Source organism: Clostridium sp. 1001275B_160808_H3, from assembly GCF_015550425.1.
Taxonomy (GTDB): Bacteria; Bacillota; Clostridia; order Clostridiales; family Clostridiaceae; genus Clostridium.
In genome coordinates, this window is record NZ_JADNAT010000007.1 from 20,857 (window position 1) to 42,884 (window position 22,028).

The following is a 22,028-nucleotide window of genomic DNA, read 5'->3' on the forward strand; positions in this document are numbered from 1 at the left end:
AAAATAGAAGCAGCAAAGATGGTATTAGAAGATAAAAATGCAAATCAAGAAGTAGTTGATAAGGCTGCTGAAGAATTGCATGTAGCAATAGATAACTTAGTTAAAAGAGAAGTTGAAGAGATAGTAAATAAAACAGTATTAGAAAAATTAATTGCTGAAGCTGAAAAAGTAAATAAAGATGAATATACAGAAGCAAGTTATAATGCTATGGTAAAAAAAATAGAAGCAGCAAAGATGGTATTAGAAGATAAAAATGCAAATCAAGAAGTAGTTGATAAGGCTGCTGAAGAATTGCATGTAGCAATAGATAACTTAGTTAAAAGAGAAGTTGAAGAGATAGTAAATAAAACAGTATTAGAAAAATTAATTGCTGAAGCTGAAAAAGTAAATAAAGATGAATATACAGAAGCAAGTTATAATGCTATGGTAAAAAAATTAGAAGCAGCAAAGATGGTATTAGAAGATAAAAATGCAAATCAAGAAGTAGTTGATAAGGCTACTAAAGAATTACAAACATCAATAGATAATTTGGTTAAAAAAGAAGAGTCTAATGAGCCACCAGTTGTTACTCCAACTGAGCCATCTAATCCTGATAATTCAACTAATACACCAAAATTAGATAATCCAACTGAATTAGTAAAGACTGGTGATGAAAGTATAGTTTTATCAGCAATAACAGCTTTAGTATTATTAGCTGTTGGAACAGTACTGTTAAAAAGAAGGAAAACTAGGGAAGGGGAAAATATATAATGAATAAGAGAGTTGGAAGAATATTAAAATTAGCTTTAGCATTAATTTTTGCAGGTAGTATATTTTCTTATGGTTTTTCTAAGTCCAACGGTGATTCAGAAGTTGCTGTAAGTTCTAAATATGACAGTGAAACCTTGTTGAAGGATCCAGTTACTACATTAAGTTCATTGACAGATGACAACTTAATAAGTGCCTCAGAGGAAGAAGAAGGGGAATATGAATTACTTTGGGAGGATGACTTCGGTGAAAATGATTTAGATTTGGATGTCTGGGGATATGAATTAGGAAGTGTTCGTGGTAATGAACAACAGCACTATGTTGATAGCAAAGAAAACGTTTTTCTTAGAGATGGAAATTTAGTTTTAAAAGTTACTGATCGTGCAGTTGAAGATCAATATATGAATCCTCGTGGAGGAGCTAGTGCTAGAAAAATTATATATAATTCAGGAAGTGTAAGAACTCATGCTAAAAAGGAATTCTTATATGGAAGAATTGAGATGAAAGCAAAATTACCAAAAGGTAAAGGTGCTTTCCCAGCATTTTGGACTTTAGGTGCAGACTTCTCATTAGATGGTGATATTAATTCTGCACAAGGTTATGGATGGCCGAGCTGTGGAGAAATTGATATTATGGAAATTATCGGAGCTCCAACAGCAGAAAGGGCTGCTCAAGGCGAAACAAAAGAAGGAAATCAAAGTAATTCAAAGGTATATGCTACACCTCATTTTTACTGGAAAGGGGCTACTGGTGATCCTGACCGTGATGGTAGCTATAGCCCATTTGAATTAGGTAAAAACTATGATATTGGTGAAGATTTAAATAATGAATATCATATCTTTGGAATAAATTGGACACCAGAAAAAATTGAATGGTACATTGATGATGTTATTTATAACACCATGGAGTTTAAAGATGATAATGGTAGAATGAGTGCAGCAGCAGCATCTCTTAATAGACCACAATATATCCAATTCAATCTAGCTACAGGAGGAAACTGGGCAAAAAATGCTGGGTTACATTTAGGAGAAGATAATACAGAATTTGCTATTGACTGGGTAAGATGGATGCAAGACGATGAACAAAAAGCAGCATCTGAAGCATATTACCAAGATAATCCTGTCATTACTGGAGTTAAAGATATTACAATGATTGAAGGGACTACACCAGATTTATTAAAAGGAATATCAGTAAATAAAATTGATTATTCAATTGATTATTCAATCGAAGATGAGTATATGTTTTCTAATGCTGGTGGATTAACAAATTCAACATTAAAATGTAGTGGGGTTAATGATATTGCAAAACTAGCAGAATTAGAACCTGGGTTATACAATATCTTCTATACTGCTGCACCATTAGGTGAAACATTAAGTGGACCTGTTACACCAACTCCTAAAGTGAAGCGTGAATCATCAATTTTAGTAGTTTTACCAAAAGAGTTGGATGGCGAAACAATTACCAACTTAACAGGTTTAAAAGGTGCAGAACTTTCAACTGTTTCATTACCAGATAATTTTAATTGGGTAGATGGTGATCAAAAAATTGATGGTAACACTTATAGTGTTAATTATACAAAAGTAAACAAAGAAAATGATGTTAGGGAAATTTATGCTGATATAAAAATTAATGTAATAGATAATTCTAAGTTATTGAATGTATTAGAACAAGCGGAAGAGTTATTAACAAAAACTGATCAATACTCTGAAGAATCTCTAGATAATTTAAGCAAAAAGGTTACAGTTGCCCAAACGTTACTTTCAAAGAAAAATATAACTGAAAAAGATTTAACAAGAGTTAGAATGGATGTTAAAGTAGCTATTATGGATTTAGAGGAAAAGTAAGTACTGTTAATTTAAAAGAAGATGATCCTATTTACTATAAAAAGAAAATTAGAGGAAAAGTAAGTACTGTTAATTTAAAAGTGCTGTAGTAATCATGATAGTGCTGTTTATTAAAAAATAGTGTAAAGAACTTTATACTAATTGATTTTAAAAATAGTGTTTATTTTAGAAGAACAAGAGAATTTACAAACAAAAATTATGTTAATATTAAAGTAATATATCAGAAATTAAAGGTTGTAAATTCAGATTATAAATTTTGGATTACAATTGATGATACAGTAGTAGACTATCCTGTGGTTCAAGGAGAGGATAATGATTTTTATTTAAACAATAATTTTTATAAGGAACAAAGTATTTCAGGAACTATATTTTTGGAGTATAAAAATGTTGAGTTGCAAGATAAAAATCTAATTTTATATGGTCATAATATAAGAGATGGGAGTATGTTTGCTTATATAAATAAATTTAAAGAAAAAACTTTTTAATAATAAGAAAATTTAAAATAATGAAACACAGAGGGAGTCGCGAAACGCGACTTCCTTTATTTTTTTATAAAATGCTAATTTATATTAAATTTATGAAAATAGATTAAAAAATAATTTGAAAATTAGTTTAAAAGGTAAATTGAGAAGTAGTTTAAAAAAATAGGATTTGAAAGTGGATATAATAAGCAAAAATTGACAAACCTTTTTGAAAAGAATATAGTGGTTATATTAAAAAAATATATATTGTATATACTAAAATATATATTTATTAAATTGAAAAACTATATTAAGAAAAGAATATATTCAATATATAAAAAATGAAAAGTAAAAGAAGGATACTTAAAAAGTGAACATTAGAGAGGTGACTTAAAAGTGGACATAATAAGAAAGCAGCTAGTTAAAATAAGAGATGGATTTTTAAATGGAGTACCAACTATAATTGTAGCTATTTGCTTATTTTTTTCTTTCTTAAAAATTTTCGGAGTATCTGAAGTTATAATAGCCTCATTTTTAACAGTTTTATTTACAATTAAATCAAGAGAAGAATTTAACTTAAAAAGATTGTTAAAGATATTTTTTATGTTACTTGTGATATCAGCTTTTTCATATATTGCAAATTTAAACATAGCATTATTCGTGGTGATTAATTTAATGCTACCATCTCTTATAATCTATTTATATACTGATAATTTTACGCCAAGAGGATATTTTGTATATGTAATGGCATTCATATTTTTACAGCTAAGACCTATTGAATTTTCAGCATTACCTAAGAGGTTTGCTGCCTTAATTTTTGGAATGGTGTTTGTAACATTAGCATTATTTATAAACTCATTAAGAAATAGGCATAAAAATAGTTATGAATTAGCGGAAAGTGGATTATTAAATTTATCTAATCAAATTAATAAATTATCTCTAAAAGAAGAATTAAAGAGTGAAACAGATGAACTTAATAGAATAATATACAAATTAAATAATATTATATATTCAAGTAGAAATTATAAGTATTTAGTAGATAGTTTTGGCTCAAATAATTATTATTTTATGCTAGTATTTCAAAAGTTTCAGTATGTTATAAAAAATATTTATATGATTTATGATAATTTAAATGATAGTGATATTTTATACTTGAAAGAATTAAGTATATTATTAAAAAAGATATCAAAGGAAGTTAATGAAAGAGATAATGTATCTTTAATAAATTTATTAGATAATTTTATAGAAGTACAATATTTTACAGATAAAAAAATAGAAGCTGATGTAGCATATATTATTAATATTTTAAAAGAGGTACTTACAAATATAGCTACTTCAAATTTTGATAGTATGAAGGAAACATGGAGAATACCAAAAGCTACTCATAAGATACGTGGAATTAGATATAATCTAAAATTAGATAAATTTCAATTGCGTTTTGCATTAAGGCTGTCTTTTGTCATAACAGCTACTTTCTTAATATCAAAGTTAACTGGATTAAATCATTCATATTGGATCCCTATGAATGCCTTTTTTATGATTACACCTTTTTATGAGGATAGTGCACAAAGAATTAATAATCGTATATTAGGTACAATTATTGGATCTATTTTAGCATTTATATTACTTAGTATATTTAAAACACCAAATTCTCATATTGTGATAATAGTTATAATGACAATATGTATGTATTCAGCAACACCATCAACATGGATAATGACTTCATATTCTACTTGTTATGGTCTTGCTTTAGTTACCTTAGCAATGGATAGAACAGAAGCAATAGAGCTTAGACTAGTATATATATTTATTGCAGCTATTATTTCAATATTAGCAAGTAAGTATATATTACCTAATAAGAGTAGTTATGAATTTAAATTAAATGTAAATAAGCTAATTGAAATAGATAGAAGAATGGTTTCAATGTTAAGAAAGGCATTAGAAAATAAAGATGAGTTTGATAATACATATTTAAGGGAATTATTAATAAGGTCTAATCAAATAAATTTAGATATTAAAAATTATAAAAAGAAGAATGAATATGAACAATCTTTTTATAATAATTTACTAGAAATAAATAAACAGCTTATACATGAAGTTAGGCAGATTTCATATATAGCTATTAACAATGAGGGGATTTTACAGGAAGATAAAAATATAAATGAAGTCCTAGATAACATAGAAGTTATTTTAAATATAATTCAAGTAACCTTAGAAAGTAATGAGTTGGCTGTAAATCAGATTATGTCAAGGAAATCTAAGGATTACGGATTAATTAGTAAGGATTTATATTTTAATAGTATAGTTCTTAATTGCATGAATACAGCTGAGGATATGTATAAGCTAGTAAGTGAAAGGTATAAAGAACATACGAGGTAATATAAGACTAGAATTTATGGGCTATAGAATAATAAAAAGAAAGAATAATGAGTAGGGAATTCATTAGTTTTAGTTAGAAAAAGATAATTAGAATTAAAAATAAAATATAAAATAAATAACACGGAACCTAGAAAATCCATAGCTTTGGAGAATCTAGGTTCTTTATATTTTATGAGTAAAATACTACTTTTTATATGAATTTCATAAAAAGCCATAAAAAATATATAGTATATGGTATAAATTTCAAGTTTGTGAAAAGTATCATAAAATTACAATGAGATTATATGAAATGCTGAAATTTTTACCTATATATTGGTAATTGATACACTAAATACGAATAATAGTTATAATCTACTTTGAAAACGTTTATAAGGAGTGATTTTATGAGAAAAAGAAAAAAATTTAAGGTTGTAAATATTCTTACTGTAATATTTATGACTCTAGGAATTTTTTCAAGTGTATCAATAGATGCATTTGCAAAAGATACTGAAAATCTAATTGAAAATGGCTCATTTGAAGACGGACAGAAAGGAAAATGGAATCCTAGAGGCGATGGGGTAAACTTAGAAATAACAAATGAAACAGAAGCAGCAAATGGGACTTACAGTTTAAAGGTTACAGGAAGAAATGATAGCTGGAAAGGACCATCTTATAGTGTTAAAGACTTACTTGAAAAGGGGAAGACTTATAATATATCAATTAAAGTTAAGGCAGTTGCTGGACAAAAGGCTATAGGGAAAGCAGAAAAGGTTACTTTATCTATGGAAAAACAAATAGATGGCTCAGCAACATACACTAATATATCTTTCTCTAGTGGCACTGATATTAATGAAGATGGATGGACAACAGTAGGCGGAAACTATACTTTAGATTATGCAGGAGAACTTACTCTTCTTGATATCTATGTAGAATCAAGCACTAAGGATTTAGAATTCTATATAGATGATTTAGTAATTGCTGATACTACACCTGTAGATAAAGGAAATATAGTTTCAAATTCAACTTTTGAAGATGGAGTTGAAGGGTGGGACAAGCAAGGAACTGTAACACTTGAATCAGTAAATGATATTTTTTATGAGGGAAGTCATAGTTTAAAGGTTTCTGGAAGAGGAGCTACATGGGCTGCACCTAGTTACAATTTAACTGATAAGGTGGTATTAGGAAGAAGTTATGATGTAAGCCTTTGGGTTATGTATAATGAAGGTGAAAATGAAGAAGAAACAATAAAGGCAACATTTAAGCCAGGATATGCAACAGTTGGAGAAGTAAAGGCTAAAAAAGGAGAATGGACAGAGATAAAGGGAACTATGAATGTACCTGAAACTTTATCAGAAGCATCTAGTATATATATTGAAGCATCAAACGTAGATTTACCATCTTATTATATTGATAATGTTAAGATTGAAGGTGAAATACCAGCAAAGCCAATAGAAATAGAACAAGATATTCCAAGCTTATATGAAAGTTTTAAAGATTATTTCTTAGTTGGAGGGGCTGTTAATCCAGGAGACTTTGGTAATAATAGCCTTACAGAACAACTTGTAGATAAGCATTATAATATAATAACGGCTGAAAATGCTATGAAACCAGAAGGACTTCAAGGAGAAGAAGGAGTATTTACTTTTGAACAAGCTGATAAATTAGTTGATTATGCAAGAGATAATAATCTTGTAATGAGAGGACATACTTTAGTTTGGCATAGTCAAACTCCAGATTGGTTCTTTCAAGACAAAGATAATCCAGAAAAATTAGCAAGTAAAGAAGTTTTATTAGAAAGAGAAAGAACTCATATAAGAACAGTACTAAATCATTATAAAGAAAAATATGGTACTGCAGCTGAAGGAAGTCCAATAAAGTATTGGGATGTAGTTAATGAAGTTATTGATGATAATGGAGAATACAGAAATTCAAAGTGGTATCAAATAGCAGGATTAGATTATATAAAGGTAGCATTTGAAACAGCACGTGAAGTAGACCCTTCACTAAAGTTATTTATTAATGATTATAATATTGAAAGAAATAATTCTAAGACAAATAAATTATATGAATTAGTAAAAGAATTAAAAGCAGAAGGAGTTCCAATAGATGGAGTAGGACTTCAAATGCATGTAAATTCAGATATACCAATGGATAGTATTAAAAAATCTATGGAAAAGTACGAATCCATACCTGGAATAGAACTTCAAGTAACAGAACTAGATGTAAGCATGGGATTAGAAAATGAGGCTGTAACCCATGAAGTTTTACTTAAGCAAGGAAGATACTACAAACAATTATTCGATTTATTTAAATCTAAAAAAGAAAGTATAAGTGCTGTAGTTATTTGGGGAGTAATTGATGATACTTCTTGGGTTAAGACTTATAAACCATTATTATTTGATGGTAAATATAAAGCAAAACCTGCCTTTTATTCAATAGCAGACCCACAAAATTCAGAAATTAACAGAGAGCAAATACAAGCTGTAGAAGGAAAGCCATTAAATAAAGATGATATTATTTGGTCAACAGTAAGAACATTAGATATTAATACTTTCTATGAAGGTTTAGATGGCGCAACAGCAAAAGCTCAAATCATGTGGGATGATAAAAATTTATACTTAAAAGCATATGTTAATGATAATACTATGAGCAATGATGATAGCTTTGAAGTGTTTATAGATTTAAATAATGATAAATCAGAAGCTTATGGAGATGATGATAATCATATTACAATTAAACGTAATGAAGCAATTAGTGATGGAAATGGATATTTAGTTTATAAAGCAATTCCTTTAGATATAGCATTACCAGCTGAAAAGGTTATTGGTTTTGATGTTAGAATAAGTGATTATAATGCTGATGGAAGCAAAAATTCAATTGTTGTTTTAAATGATTATTCTAATTCTCAAGATACTAATACAAAATATTTTGCAGATTTAAAATTAGGTAATAAATCTAAAATTGGAGATTCAATTTTTGGAACTCCAATAATTGATGGAAAGTTTGATGAGGCATGGAAAAATGCAAAGGAAATAAGTACAGATGTATGGGTGACAGGTAATTCAGGAGCAACAGCAAAAGTTAAAACTATGTGGGACAACAATAATTTATATGTTATTGCTGATGTTACAGATACAGTATTAAATAAGTCTAATGAAAATGCTTGGGAACAAGATTCAATAGAAATATTCCTTGATCAAAACAATGGTAAAACTTCTAGCTATCAAGGTGATGATAGTCAAATTAGAGTTAACTTTGAAAATATGGTTACAGTTTCTGGGTACAAGCCAGAAGGTTTAACAACCCAAACTTCTATTACTGATAAGGGATATATAGTAGAGCTTGCAATACCATTAACAGAAATTACACCAACAGAAGGAAATATCTTAGGTTTTGATGTACAAGTAAATGATGCTAATGAAGCAGGTGAAAGAACAGGAGTAGCAACATGGTGTGATTCATCAGGTGCATCTTATGCTAATACATCAAGGTTTGGGAATATTAGACTTGTTAAAAATGAAGTTAAGCCAGAAGAACCATCAAATCCAGGAAATCCAGGAAATCCAGAGAACCCAGAAAATCCTGAAAATCCATCAACTCCTGAAGTGCCAGAGCAACCAGGAAATAATAATCCAGGCCCAAAACCTGGTGATAACAATCAAGGTGGAAATCCAGGAGATAATAACTCAGGGGAAAATCCATCAAATCCTGAAGAAAATAATAATGGACAAAAGCCAGGATCTGATAATCAAGAGCAACAGCCAGGAAATACAAATTCAGGTGCAAATGAAAATTTACCCAAAACAGGAGGAAGCAATCCGATATATCTATTAGTTATTGCAACTACAATAATTGGAGTTGGTTGGTTATTATTTTATAAAGGAAAGAAAGAGAAATTAAGCAAAAATAAATAAAATATTATTATGGTATAGAAAGGACCTCACGTTTCGTTAGGTCCTTTATTTGCATTAGATAAATGTGAATAAAAGTATAAGATTTTAAGCTACTTCATCATTTAATGTCTCTTATTTGTATTAGATATATGTGAATATAAAGAAAATAAATAATAAAGAGGTTGAGGAAGTTAGTCATTGATTTACACTAGGTATATATAAATTAATTTATATTTTTGGGGGCATAGGGGTATTGGTCTTGAGGTTAGAAAAATGAAAAACACATATTTATTCAAAGTATAGAATGTATAATATTAATTTGAATTAAATACAATATATGTTAAAATAAATATAAATAAACTTTATAGTAAAAACAATAATTAAAGTTTAAGGACTATATAAAATATGAGTTAAAATAGAAATAAATATATTTAAAATATCAATAAATATCTATTATAACTTATATAATGATACTTAAAGTATAGTAATAATAGAAAGTAAGAGTTAACAGTAAAATTAGAATGGTATAGGGATTAAAAGAGAATTGAATAAAAATAGAGGTGGGTTTTTGAAATATGACATAATGGAAAAGAAGATGATATATTTAGATCATGCAGCAACAACAGCCATTAAAGATGATGTTCTTAAAGAAATGATACCATATTTAACAAATCAGTATGGAAATCCATCATCTCTTTATAGTTTTGGGCGTAAAAGTAAAAAAGCAATAGAAAAAGCAAGAGAGCAAGTAGCATCTGCTATAAACGCTAAAAAGAGTGAAATTTATTTTACTAGTGGAGGCACTGAAGCCAATAATTGGGCAATTAAGGGAGTTGCTCAGTATTATAAAAAAAAGGGGAAACATATAATAATTTCTTCTATAGAGCATCATTCTGTTATCAACAGCTGTAAACGATTAGAAAAAGAAGAGTTTGAAATAAGCTATCTGCCAGTTGATAAGAATGGAAAAATATTAATTGAAGATTTAAAAAAAGCTATAAGAAAAGATACTATTTTAATAAGTATAATGATGGCAAACAATGAAATAGGAACTATAGAACCAATTGCTCAAATAGGGAATATAGCTAGGGAAAATAGAATAATATTTCATACAGATGCGATACAAGCTGTTGGATGTATTCCTATAGATGTTGAAGATTTAAAAGTTGATTTATTATCAATATCAGCACATAAATTTTATGGTCCAAAGGGTGTAGGAGCCTTATACATAAGAAAGGGTACGGGCATCGATTCTCTTATGGATGGTGGAGAGCAAGAAAAGGGAAAGCGTGGAAGCACAGAAAATGTTGCATCCATTGTTGGTATGGGAAAGGCAATTGAATTAGCAAATAAAAACTTAAATCAATATCAAAAAAAATTATGCAACTTAAGAGATGAAGCTACAATGCATATTTTAAAAAATATACCAAACACAAGATTGAATGGACATGCTGTTGATAGATTGCCAGGAAATGTTAACATTCTCTTTGAGGGAATGGAAGCAGAAACAATGATATTAAAACTAGATAAAATGGGATTTGCAGTATCAAGTGGATCAGCTTGTACCTCAGGGTTACTAGAGCCTTCACATGTACTTAAAGCAATAGGCTTATCTCATGAAAATGCACAATGTTCACTTAGATTTACCTTTGGAGAAGAAAATAATATAAAAGACGTGGAAGATTTAGTAGAAGCGCTAAAAGAAATTTGTAGCTCGTAAATATAAAGGCTACGATAACTAGATATGTTCCATAAGCTAATAGCTACGTAAAGAAGTACTAGGCTCGGAATAACTACAATGCCAAGAGTTTTGGTTAACTCGCTGCGCTCAAACAAACCAACAACACTAAGGCACAGTAGTTATCCCTTCACCAAGTACTTCTAATTACTCGCTATATGCTTATTCCACATATTCTATTTATCTTCGCCAACTTATATTATACAACTTTAAACTGTTAAATGAAGAATTAACCTCATTAATGATATGTATTAAATTTAGATGATAATTGGAAGTTATTTTAAAATCCGCAAGGATTTTTTACTTCACTTTTCACTCTTTCATTATTTCACTATTTTGCGCAACAAAATACTAGGGGGAGATTATATGAGAAATACTTATGGAGAACTTATTAATGAATTGAAAAACAATCATAGTATGGTAATGATGACAAGGCTTTCATTTAAAAGGGGAAAGAAAATAGAAAAAACATTATTAGATTTAAATAAAGTGGATTTATTAGATATTAATGAAGAATTAGATATTAATGAAGAATTAGATATTAATGAAGAAATGAAGAATTCAATAAATGAAGCAATAGATAAAAAGGTACCAGAGCTTTTGATGCAAAATGATGAAGAGCAAATATTAATAGAGCCTTTTTTTCCAGAGGCAAGATTAATTATATTTGGAGGGGGAAATATCTCTGAGCATCTGGCTGACTTAGGAGCTAAAATTGGATTTAAGGTAACTGTTGTTGATGATAGATTGTCATATGCAAATAGAGAAAGATTTCCATTAGCAACAGAAGTAATTTGTGAAAGTTTTGAAAGTGTTTTTGAAAAAGTAAAGGTAAACCAAAATGATTATGTTGCAATTGTTACAAGAGGGCATAAATATGATAAAGAGTGTCTTAGAGCAGTTTTAAATATAAAGCCAGAATATCTAGGAATGATAGGATCTAAGAGAAGGGTCCAAGGAATTAAAGATCAGTTTAAAGAAGAAGGATATAGTGCAGAGCTACTTAATAAAATATGTTCTCCTATAGGCTTTAGAATTGGTGGAATTACACCATTAGAAATTGCAATATCTATTATTTCTCAGATTATTGCACAAAAAAGGCTTGGTGTATCAGATATGATAGCTTGTGCAAATGCTAAAAAAAGAACAAATTATTCTGATATTGATATTAAAGTGTTAGAAAATCTTGCAAAAGAGGATGAAGAAAGAAAAGCCATTGTTACAGTAACATCTACAAAGGGATCTACGCCAAGAGGGGCAGGAGCTAAAATGATTGTCTGGCAAAGTGGAAAAACACTTGGAAGCATAGGTGGAGGATGTAGTGAAGGTGAGGTAATTCTTGCAGCAAGGGATTTAATAGAAGATGAAGAAGAAGGAAGCTTTATAACAATGCAAGTTGATATGACAGGGGATGTAGCTGAAGATGAAGGAATGGTTTGTGGTGGAATAATGAATGTACTTATAGAAGTGTAAGAATGACTCTAGGTATAATTTGTTTGATAATCACACAAAGTTATATATTATCAAAAGTTAAGCAAAAATAAGCAGTTTTATTCTTAATTATAAGCATTAAACTTATGATATAACAAAGGACCTAACGTTTCGGTAGGTCCTTTGTTATATTAAAAATTCTACAGATTTTTATGTAGGTTCAAAATTAAACATTGTAGAAGTAACTAGTAGTATTAAAAATACAATAAAAAAGCTATAGTTTTCACTATAGCTTATAACAATCTAAAATTATCTTCTATTTTGTTCTTTTCTAGCTCTTCTACAAGAAATACATCTTGTTGGCTCGTTATCGAATCCTTTTTCTTTATAGAATTCTTGTTCTCCTACTGAAAAAATGAATTCGCTTCCGCAATCTCTGCATGTTATTGTTTTATCTGACATATATAGTCCTCCTAAAATTAAAGATTCGAATTTGATAATAATCTCTAATTTTGAGAAACTAATTATCGAAATGAAACTTTTTTATTTTGTTAGCAACTTGCTACTCATTTATAATAACATAGATACAAATATAATACAAATAGTATTTGTTGGGAAAATTGATTATTTTCTGAAAGTTTTAAAATGAGTTTTATACTTATATAAAGTTATAATAAATGTAAAATTGATAATATGAATAAGATCGCTGATATTGATGATGAATAAGATTTTATTTATTGTATAGATTTAGTGTGAATTAGGAAGGTATTTAATAATAATTGAAATGACTTTAAATTAAATATAGAAAATAAATGCATATTATGCTAAAATATTCCTTGGAAATATAAGGAGGATAAATGAATGGATAAAATTGCTAAAAAATTGTCGATTATGTTAGTAGCATTTATGTTATTGACATATGTACCAGTTTTACCTGTAAGTGCTATGATGGATTACAGTAAATTTGGTATAGATTATGTAAATACATACAGAAATGATCAAGGGAGAAGGGAATTTTCATTAAATGTTAGGGAGGAGGCATTAGGACAAAAAATTAAATCAGTTAAGCTATACCTAAAAATTGTTAGAGTAGAATATGATACATATAATAATCAAACAGAGGTAGTTTTTGATGTTCCTACAATATCATTGAATAAAAATAGCTATGATTCTTTTACGGGAATATTAGAAGAAACAAATATACAAAATTTTGGGACATACAATGTTGATAAAATTGAAATAACATTAGAAGATGGAAGTAAAAGAGTATCTTTTAATAATAAATTTTATAAATCATTAAGTGAAAACGATAAAGAAAATGGAGAGTTAGTTTATTATTATAATCTTGGAGAAGAAACAAATCCAATCAACATAGATGGACAAGCTACTATAGAAAAAGATATTGTAAAATTAGGAGAAGAGCAAAAAGTAAAATTTTCAATATTAAGTAGTAACAAAGAAGTTTATCCAGACAAAATATATGTTAATTTTACTAATCAAGAAGGTAATAAAAACCAAATTTCTTTAGCAAATAAAGTAGATGAAAATAATTATGAAGCTACTTTAGTTTTGACAAATAGTTTAGATACCGGAAGTTGGCATGCTAATAAACTTGATATTTCAGATAACATTGGAAGAAATTTTTCGTTAAATGTTTATAGTAATTATTTTAAAGTTGTTTCAGAGAATACAGATACTAATCCACCGGTTTTAAAAGCTATAGAATTAGATAAAAATATTTATGATGGAAGTAGTTATGACAATAATCCTACATTCAAAATAACAGCAACAGATGACTTATCTGGAGTTGACTATATTGATATTAAGTTAGTAAATACGAAAGATGAAAATATTACTACGGATATAACTGAATGGATATATGATGATGAAATTGAAAATAATACATTTAATATTAGAGTTAACAATATAGAAAATGATGGTGAATATGAAGTTAAATATGTATTTATTAGAGATAAAAATAATAATAGTATAAATTATTATAATGAAAAATATTATAGTGAAAATGAAATTTATAGTGGGAAGTTATTTAATTTTGATAATATAAATATATCAGCTATAAACTGTAATGGGGATGAGGAAGAACCTAAAATAGAAATATTAGAATTAAAAAATAATAAAAGTGAAATAGTTAATAATTCGGAGATAGATTTAGTAGTAAAATTTAAGTCTTCCAAAGCTATAAATGAAATAAATGTTATATTTAAAGATAAAATGAATAAGGATATTTATTTTTATTCAAGGGATATAGAATTAAAAGATGGAATTTATACTGCTCATATAATATTGCCAGAAGGATATGAAATAAAAGAGTATATGGCAAATGGAGAATATAAGGCAGATAGGATAAGGTTAGGCTATGAATCTAATAGATATTCTACTTTTATCGATATATATGATATAAGAAATAATTATTCAGATTATGCTGACCATAAGGCTGATTTAAGTCCATTGGATTTTGTGTGTACAAATCCTAATGAAGATATAACAGCACCTGAAATTTTAGATATTACTATAGATAAGAATATTATTCTTCCAGGAGAGAGCATTTCAGGAACTATTAAAGTAAAGGATGATAAATCAGGTTTTATAGATCAATATGGTAGTACTAGATATCTAAATATTAACTATTCTAATGGAGATAAAAATATAGAAATAGATAATATTAACTATGATGATGAAAATAAAATATATACTATAGATGTAAAGTTTCCTGGATTTGTATCAACAGGAGTATATACAATAAGATATATAAGCTTTGGTGACTTAGCAGGTAATGATAGATTCTATGATTGGTATAATGAAGAAGATAAAGAAATTCTATCTAAGGGAACTGTTTTAGTTAAAAGAAGCTTAGATGAACTTTTACCACCAGTAATAACTTCTAATATTAATGATAATGGATTAGATAGTTTTAAAGCTCCATTTACACCAATTGTTAATAGTGATCATGGAACAGTTACTATGTTATTGAATGGACAAGAATATAATGGAGATGCGATTAATGAACCAGGAAGATACACTTTATTTATAACAGCTACAGGAGTAGATGGATCTAAATCTACTAAGAAGGTATCTTTTAAAGTTATAAAAGAAATAAATAATGAAACTAAAATTGAAGATATAGTAGAACAAATTATCAAAACAGAATCAAAGGATATAGAGTTTGAAGTAAAAAGTGATGAAAAGCAAATTGATTCACAAATTTTTGAAGCTATAAAGGGTACTGATAAAACAGTTTCATTTAAGCAAGACGATGGTACAGTATGGACATTTAATGGAAAAGATATTAAGGATGAAAATATAGGGGATATTAAAATTTCTGTTTCAAATACTGCAAATGAAGAAGTAGAAGATGATATAAGTGGTTTAGATAATGGAGCAAGAATTATACATTTTGATCATCATGGAGTTTTACCAGGAAAAGCAACTGTTAAGATAAAAGTGGATAATCCATGGGATTTACAAGGGCGTGATTTAACATTCTATTACTATAATCCAGAAACTAAAAAGCCAGAAAAAGTACAAGGACCATTATCAGTAGATATGGATGGTTATGTAACTGTAGAAATTGAGCATTGTAGTGATTATTTCTTATCAACAGAAGATAATTTAGAAAAAATTGCTAATATGCCTAAGATTACAGTTGATGAGGCGTATATAGTTTTAAAAGAAGGTGAAAGAAAAAAATTACAAGTAACTGTTGATCCTTCAAATATTAATCCAGAGTTTGTATCATTAGATGAAAGTATTGCAAAAGTAACAGATGACGGAGAAATAATAGCTGTATCAAGAGGAATGGCTACAATAAAGATAAAAGCAGGAGAAGCTGAATCTTTTGTTAGAGTATTTGTAGGAATGGAAGAAGATCATAGTGGTCCTATAATAACTGTAGATAAAGATGAGTATGTGTTATCTGTTAATGAAGAGATGAAAATTAATGCTAAAGTTACACCAAAAGGTACAAAATTATATTACACATCTATGAATGATACAATAGCAACAGTTAATACAGATGGTGTTATTAAAGGAATTTCTAAGGGAGAAAGTGAAATTATAATTGATACTGGAGCAACAGTAAAAAGTATTAAAGTAATTGTAAATGAAGCAAAGGTTATAGAGCCGGAAGAAAAACCTGGTACAAATCCTAGCGATAATGGAGCAACGCCTCCTGTAGAAAAGCCAGATAATAATGATTCAAATGGAGAGAATCCAAGCGAAACACCTAGTGATAATAATGGAGAAATAAGTAATCCAGGTGAAAATAACACTAGTATAAATGACCCAAAAGATGATAATGAAGGCAAAGATGAAGGTACTAAAGTAGAAGCAAGTCAAGGTAGTGAAAGCGAAGAATTATCATCAAAGGATGATATAATTACTACTCAAGAAGTAGAAAAAATAGAATCTAGTAAGGAAAATGATTTACCTAAGACTGGTAGCAGAATACCTACTAGTTTAGGAATAATACTTTCAATGATTGCCGTTGTATCAGGAGTATTATTATATAGAAAGAAATAATCTTTATATAAGTATTATATAAAATCAATAAAATTATTTATTAATATATATGTAAGGGATTGTGCCCTAAAAATTTGTGCACAGTCCCTTATAATATTTGAAATTATCTTTTATTTTGTTCTTTTTTAGCTTTTCTAAAAGATTAATAAAATATTTTTCGTTGACAATGAATAAGTTTTCATTTATACTTTAAGTATAGTTTGAATATGGATCGTTACTGACGAATTTTGATCAGGCGTGACCGGGAATAATGATATGCTTAATTTATGTATATCGGTATTTTGGGTCTTTTTTTATTGTTTTGGAGGTAGTTATGCGTATTAAGAAGGTGTTTAATAATAATGTAGTACTTGTTATAGATGACCTTGGAAAAGAGCAAATCGTTATGGGAAAAGGCATAGGATTTCAAAAGTTTCCAAAGGATTTAATAGATAGTAAAAAAATAGAAAAAAGATTTATATTTAATGATAAAGAATCTTTAAATGATCTTTATACATTATTAGGAAGAATACCTTTAAATGATGTAGAGCTTGCTAGTGAAATAATTGAAATGGGAAAAGAGGCTCTTGGATATGAATTAAATGATACGATTTTAATTACTTTATCTGATCATATTAGCTATATGTTAAAAAGAATAGATGATGGATTATTTTTTAGAAACCCACTTCAATGGGAGATAAAGCAAATATATCCTGAAGAATATGAGTTCTCTAAAAGGGCTGTTGATTACCTAAGAGTAAAAACTGGTAAGAACATCCCAGATTCAGAGGTAGCTTTTATAACATTACATTTTGCAAATGCTCATTTAGAAACAGATAATATGGAAGAAACATTATTATTAACCAAAATAATAGATAGTATATTAGATATTATAAAATATAACTATGGAATAGAAATGAATGAGTATTCTTTTGATTATACAAGGTTTATATCACATTTACGTTGTTTTATAAGTAGACAACTTAAAAATGAAAGCGTCAATGTTGATACATCTTTATTGGAAATTGTAAAGATTAAATATCCAGAGGATTTTAAATGTGCTAAAAAGATTAAAATGTTTCTTGAGGTAACTTATAAATGGAACATAAGTGAAAATGAATTGTTGTATTTAACTTTACATTTAAATAGATTGTCTAGTATTAGTAAGAAAAAATAAATATTTGTAGGATCGTTACTGGTTTAGCAGGCGTGACCTAAGTTTAAGAGATTATATTATAGAATTAGATATACGTTAGTTATTTTATTTAGAAATTATATTAATTGTATTTTTGTATATCTAATTTGTATTAATTAGCATCTCTAAAAACTTAGGTCTTTTTTTATATATAAATTTTGGAGGGGAGATTTAAAATGAAGTTTGAAAGAGAAGCCGAAGAAATAATAAAATTAGTTGGAGGAAAAGACAATGTAATAAGTTTAGTGCATTGTGCTACAAGATTACGCTTTAAGCTTAAGAGCACTTCTGTTGCTAATAAAGCAGAATTAGAAAAAATGAAAGATGTCTTATCTGTTGTAAATAGTGGTGGACAATATCAAGTGGTAATTGGTAATAAGGTTACTGATTATTATGATACTATCACAAAAAAATTAGGATTAAAGGATAGTTCTTCTAATGAAAAAGGAGAAAAGGTATCATTAGTTTCTATGATTTTTGAAACTATATCAGGAGCATTTTCACCATTAATACCAGCTTTAGCAGGAGCAGGTATGGTAAAGGCATTATTAACTGTATTAACATCATTTGGATGGATGTCTGATTCAACTACTACTTATGCTATTTTATCAGCAGCTGGAAATGGAGTATTCTACTTATTACCTGTATTTTTAGGTATAACTTTAGCTAAGAAGCTAGGAGGTAATATGTTTGTTGGAGGAGCTATTGGTGCAGCGCTTTTAGATCCAAGCTACACTGGACTAATTGGATCAGAAGGTATTGTAGACTTTTTAGGATTAAAAGTAACACCTATTGATTATGCATCAAGTGTATTCCCAATATTCGTAGCAATATTTATCTATTACTGGGTTGATAAATTATTAAAGAAGATAATTTTAAAAGACTTACAATTATTCTTAGTACCAATGTTTTCACTATTAATTATGGTTCCTTTAACAGTTATTCTATTTGGACCATTTGGAACAACTGTTGGTGATGTTATTTCTAATGCTGTAATGTGGTTAATTGATAAGAGTCATATATTAGCAGGTATAGTTTTAGGTGCAGGAATGCCTTTCTTAGCAGTATTTGGACTTCACTGGGGATTTACTCCTATTACATTACAAAACCTTGCAACTACAGGAGGAGATCCAATTGAAGGAGCAGCAGTTGCAGCAGTATTTGCACAAGTTGGTATAGCTTTAGGTTTATTCTTAAGAGCAAAGAAGCATACTCAATTAAAATCATTAACAGGTTCAACTGCTTTAACAGGAATATTAGCAGGTGTAACTGAGCCAATAATTTATGGTGTTATTTTAAGATATAGAAGAACTATTCCAATTTTAGCTATTGCAGGTGGTGTTGGTGGTGCTATTTGTGGTGCTTTTGGAGTTACTTGTAATGCTTATGTATTCCACAACATTTTCTCAGCTCCAGTTTACACTCCATTTATAGGATATGTACTTGGTGTTGGAACAGCATTAATTCTTGGTACAGTACTAGCATTCATGTTTGGATTAAAAGAAGAAGAAATTAAAGAAATGGAATCAGAAACATCAGCTGTTATTAAAGAGGATGATAATAAAATTGAAGAATTAGTATCACCAATTAAAGGAGAGCAAATTAATTTATCAGAAGTTGAAGATGAAGTTTTTGCATCAGGGGCTGTAGGTGTAGGAATGGCAATTGTTCCATCAAAAGGAGAGGTTGTATCACCTGTTGATGGAGTTGTTTCAACTATATTCCCAACAAAACATGCAATAGGAATTATATCTGATAATGGAACAGAAATATTAATTCATGTTGGATTAAATACTGTTTCTTTAGATGGAAAATATTATGACTTAAATGTTAATTCTGGAGATAAGGTTAAAAAAGGACAAAAGCTTCTTTCTTTTGATATTGATGGAATTAAGAAAGAAGGATATAGCACAGTTACTCCAGTATTAGTTACAAATTCAAGTGATTTAGCAGATGTAATTATAATTGAAAATAAAGAAATTGAAGAAAATGATTCAATTATAAAGGTTGTTCACTAAGATTTACGGAGGTATTTAAAACATGGGATTATCAAAAGACTTTCTATGGGGTGGAGCTGTGGCAGCTCATCAAGTTGAAGGTGGTTATAATAAAGGTGGAAAAGGACTAAGTATTGCAGATGTTATGACAGCAGGAACTCATACTATTCCAAGAAAAATAACTGATGGTATTATTGAAGGAAATTATTATCCAAATCATGATGGAATTAATTTTTATGAAAACTATAAAGATGATATAAAATTATTTGCTGAAATGGGATTTAAATGCTTTAGAACAAGTATAGCTTGGACTAGAATATTCCCAAATGGTGATGAGTTAGAGCCAAATGAAGAAGGTTTAAAGTTTTATGATGATTTATTTGATGAACTATTAAAATATAACATTGAACCTGTAATAACATTGAGTCATTTTGAGATGCCATATAATTTAGTGAAAAATTATGGTGGATGGCGTAATCGTAAGTTAATTGATTTCTTTGTAAGATTTTGTGAAGTTGTGATGAAGAGATACAAGGATAAAGTTAAGTATTGGATGACTTTTAATGAAATAAATAACCAAACTATAACTACAAATCCAATTTATGCATTCACTAACTCTGGAATAATTTATAAAGAAGATGAAAATAAAGAAGAAGTTATGTATCAAGCTGCTCATTATGAATTTGTAGCTAGTGCAAAAGTTGTTAAGATAGGACATGAAATTAATCCAAACTTCATGATTGGATGTATGGTTGCGGCAATGCCAAGTTATCCTTATTCATGCAATCCAGATGACATAATGAAGGCAGAAGAAGCAAATAGAGAACAACTTATGTTTACAGATGTTCATGTTCGTGGAAGATATCCAAAGCATACATTAAAGTTATGGGAAAGAAATAATTTTAAATTAGATATAACTAAAGAAGATGAAGAAATTCTAAAAGAGGGAACAGTTGATTTTATTGGATGTAGCTATTATTTAACAACAGTAGTAACAGCAAATAAAGAACTGAAGAGAACAGGAAATGATTCAGCAGGTAAGGCTGATGTTGTAGAAAATCCATATTTAAAAACATCTGAATGGGGATGGACTATTGATCCAGTTGGATTAAGATTTTATTTAAATCAACTATACGATAAGTATGAAATCCCAATTTTTATAGTAGAAAATGGGTTTGGAGCTGTTGATGTTCTTAAAGATGATTTAACAGTTGATGACGATAACAGAATTGAATACTTATCTAATCATATAGTTGAAATGAAAAAGGCTATAGAAATTGATGGTGTCGAAGTTATTGGTTATACAACTTGGGGATGCATTGATCCAATATCATTTACTACTGGAGAAATGAAAAAGAGATATGGTTTCATTTATGTAGATAGAAATAATGATGGTAGTGGATCATTAAAAAGATACAAAAAGAAATCTTTTGACTGGTATAAGAAAGTAATAGAATCTAATGGAGAGATTTTATAATAACAATGGAATATTAAACAGATGAGAATTGAAACTTTCATTTAGATATTGGGAAAAGAGTAGTATAATCCCCAAGGGAGTCGCGTTTCGCGACGACCTTGGGGATTATCAATTATTAAATACAATAATCAATATTTAATATGTATTATTTATAATTTTCAATATTACATAGGTACAATTAATTGAAGTAGATAATAAAAAACTTCCCATATGTTTGGGGAGTTTTTTACTTCCCTTTTAAATTGTAGTTGATGATGAAATAGCAATACCTCATGCTAAGCCTGGAAGATATGTTAATAGTTTTGGAATAACAATAAGCACTTTTAAAACTCCAATTGTATTTGCTAGTCATAAAAATGTCAGAATACT

General features: G+C 28.5%; 12 protein-coding genes. 11 read left to right on the plus strand and 1 reads right to left on the minus strand.

Annotation, left to right across the window (positions count from 1 at the left end; all coding sequences use genetic code 11):
• From I2A75_RS06780 to I2A75_RS06810, 7 genes are all read left to right on the plus strand, one after another.
• Positions 1–750, plus strand: a 750-nt coding sequence (locus tag I2A75_RS06780) for an LPXTG cell wall anchor domain-containing protein (RefSeq protein WP_195263719.1), incomplete at its 5' end; no start/stop codon positions are given.
• A complete protein-coding gene (locus I2A75_RS06785) occupies positions 750–2,591 on the plus strand; it encodes a glycoside hydrolase family 16 protein (protein ID WP_195263720.1) in 1,842 nt (613 codons plus the stop codon). The genes I2A75_RS06780 and I2A75_RS06785, both read left to right, overlap by 1 nt.
• A gap of 266 nt (positions 2,592–2,857) precedes the next feature.
• On the plus strand, positions 2,858–3,076 hold the full coding sequence (locus I2A75_RS17955) for a class B sortase (RefSeq protein ID WP_347707761.1): 219 nt from the start codon (positions 2,858–2,860) through the stop codon (positions 3,074–3,076).
• Between the two features lie 372 nt (positions 3,077–3,448).
• A complete protein-coding gene (locus I2A75_RS18180) occupies positions 3,449–5,431 on the plus strand; it encodes an FUSC family protein (RefSeq protein ID WP_195263721.1) in 1,983 nt (660 codons plus the stop codon).
• A gap of 383 nt (positions 5,432–5,814) precedes the next feature.
• On the plus strand, positions 5,815–9,324 hold the full coding sequence (locus I2A75_RS06800) for an endo-1,4-beta-xylanase (RefSeq protein ID WP_195263722.1): 3,510 nt from the start codon (positions 5,815–5,817) through the stop codon (positions 9,322–9,324).
• A gap of 562 nt (positions 9,325–9,886) precedes the next feature.
• Positions 9,887–11,023 carry a cysteine desulfurase NifS gene (gene nifS, locus I2A75_RS06805; RefSeq protein WP_195263825.1) on the plus strand — a complete coding sequence of 379 codons (1,137 nt, stop codon included), beginning with the start codon at positions 9,887–9,889 and terminating at the stop codon, positions 11,021–11,023.
• A 384-nt stretch (positions 11,024–11,407) separates the two neighbouring features.
• Complete coding sequence (locus tag I2A75_RS06810; RefSeq protein WP_195263723.1) at positions 11,408–12,514, plus strand: XdhC/CoxI family protein; 1,107 nt, start codon at positions 11,408–11,410, stop codon at positions 12,512–12,514.
• A gap of 267 nt (positions 12,515–12,781) precedes the next feature.
• Here I2A75_RS06810 and I2A75_RS06815 read toward each other — a convergent pair whose 3' ends face one another.
• Positions 12,782–12,934: a zinc-ribbon domain-containing protein gene (locus I2A75_RS06815; RefSeq protein WP_195263724.1), complete on the minus strand. Its 153-nt coding sequence runs from the start codon at positions 12,932–12,934 to the stop codon at positions 12,782–12,784.
• A 399-nt stretch (positions 12,935–13,333) separates the two neighbouring features.
• Here I2A75_RS06815 and I2A75_RS06820 point away from each other — a divergent pair, with 399 nt between their 5' ends.
• The 4 genes from I2A75_RS06820 (at position 13,334) to I2A75_RS06835 (ending at position 21,659) form a co-directional block, all read left to right on the plus strand.
• On the plus strand, positions 13,334–17,011 hold the full coding sequence (locus tag I2A75_RS06820) for an Ig-like domain-containing protein (protein WP_195263725.1): 3,678 nt from the start codon (positions 13,334–13,336) through the stop codon (positions 17,009–17,011).
• A 313-nt stretch (positions 17,012–17,324) separates the two neighbouring features.
• On the plus strand, positions 17,325–18,167 hold the full coding sequence (locus tag I2A75_RS06825; RefSeq protein WP_195263726.1) for a PRD domain-containing protein: 843 nt from the start codon (positions 17,325–17,327) through the stop codon (positions 18,165–18,167).
• Positions 18,168–18,361: 194 nt separating this feature from the next.
• Complete coding sequence (locus I2A75_RS06830) at positions 18,362–20,203, plus strand: beta-glucoside-specific PTS transporter subunit IIABC (protein ID WP_195263727.1); 1,842 nt, start codon at positions 18,362–18,364, stop codon at positions 20,201–20,203.
• A 22-nt stretch (positions 20,204–20,225) separates the two neighbouring features.
• Positions 20,226–21,659, plus strand: a complete 1,434-nt coding sequence (locus tag I2A75_RS06835; protein WP_195263728.1) for a 6-phospho-beta-glucosidase — start codon at positions 20,226–20,228, stop codon at positions 21,657–21,659.
• The last annotated feature ends 369 nt before the right edge of the window (positions 21,660–22,028 follow it).

Bases quoted from the DNA above. Each gene is read 5' to 3' on its own strand.
- I2A75_RS06785 (WP_195263720.1), top strand. From the start codon at position 750: ATGAATAAGAGAGTTGGAAGAATATTAAAATTAGCTTTAGCATTAATT.
- I2A75_RS06800 (WP_195263722.1), top strand. From the start codon at position 5,815: ATGAGAAAAAGAAAAAAATTTAAGGTTGTAAATATTCTTACTGTAATA.
- nifS (WP_195263825.1), top strand. From the start codon at position 9,887: ATGGAAAAGAAGATGATATATTTAGATCATGCAGCAACAACAGCCATT.
- I2A75_RS06810 (WP_195263723.1), top strand. From the start codon at position 11,408: ATGAGAAATACTTATGGAGAACTTATTAATGAATTGAAAAACAATCAT.
- I2A75_RS06815 (WP_195263724.1), bottom strand. From the start codon at position 12,934: ATGTCAGATAAAACAATAACATGCAGAGATTGCGGAAGCGAATTCATT.
- I2A75_RS06820 (WP_195263725.1), top strand. From the start codon at position 13,334: ATGGATAAAATTGCTAAAAAATTGTCGATTATGTTAGTAGCATTTATG.
- I2A75_RS06825 (WP_195263726.1), top strand. From the start codon at position 17,325: ATGCGTATTAAGAAGGTGTTTAATAATAATGTAGTACTTGTTATAGAT.
- I2A75_RS06830 (WP_195263727.1), top strand. From the start codon at position 18,362: ATGAAGTTTGAAAGAGAAGCCGAAGAAATAATAAAATTAGTTGGAGGA.
- I2A75_RS06835 (WP_195263728.1), top strand. From the start codon at position 20,226: ATGGGATTATCAAAAGACTTTCTATGGGGTGGAGCTGTGGCAGCTCAT.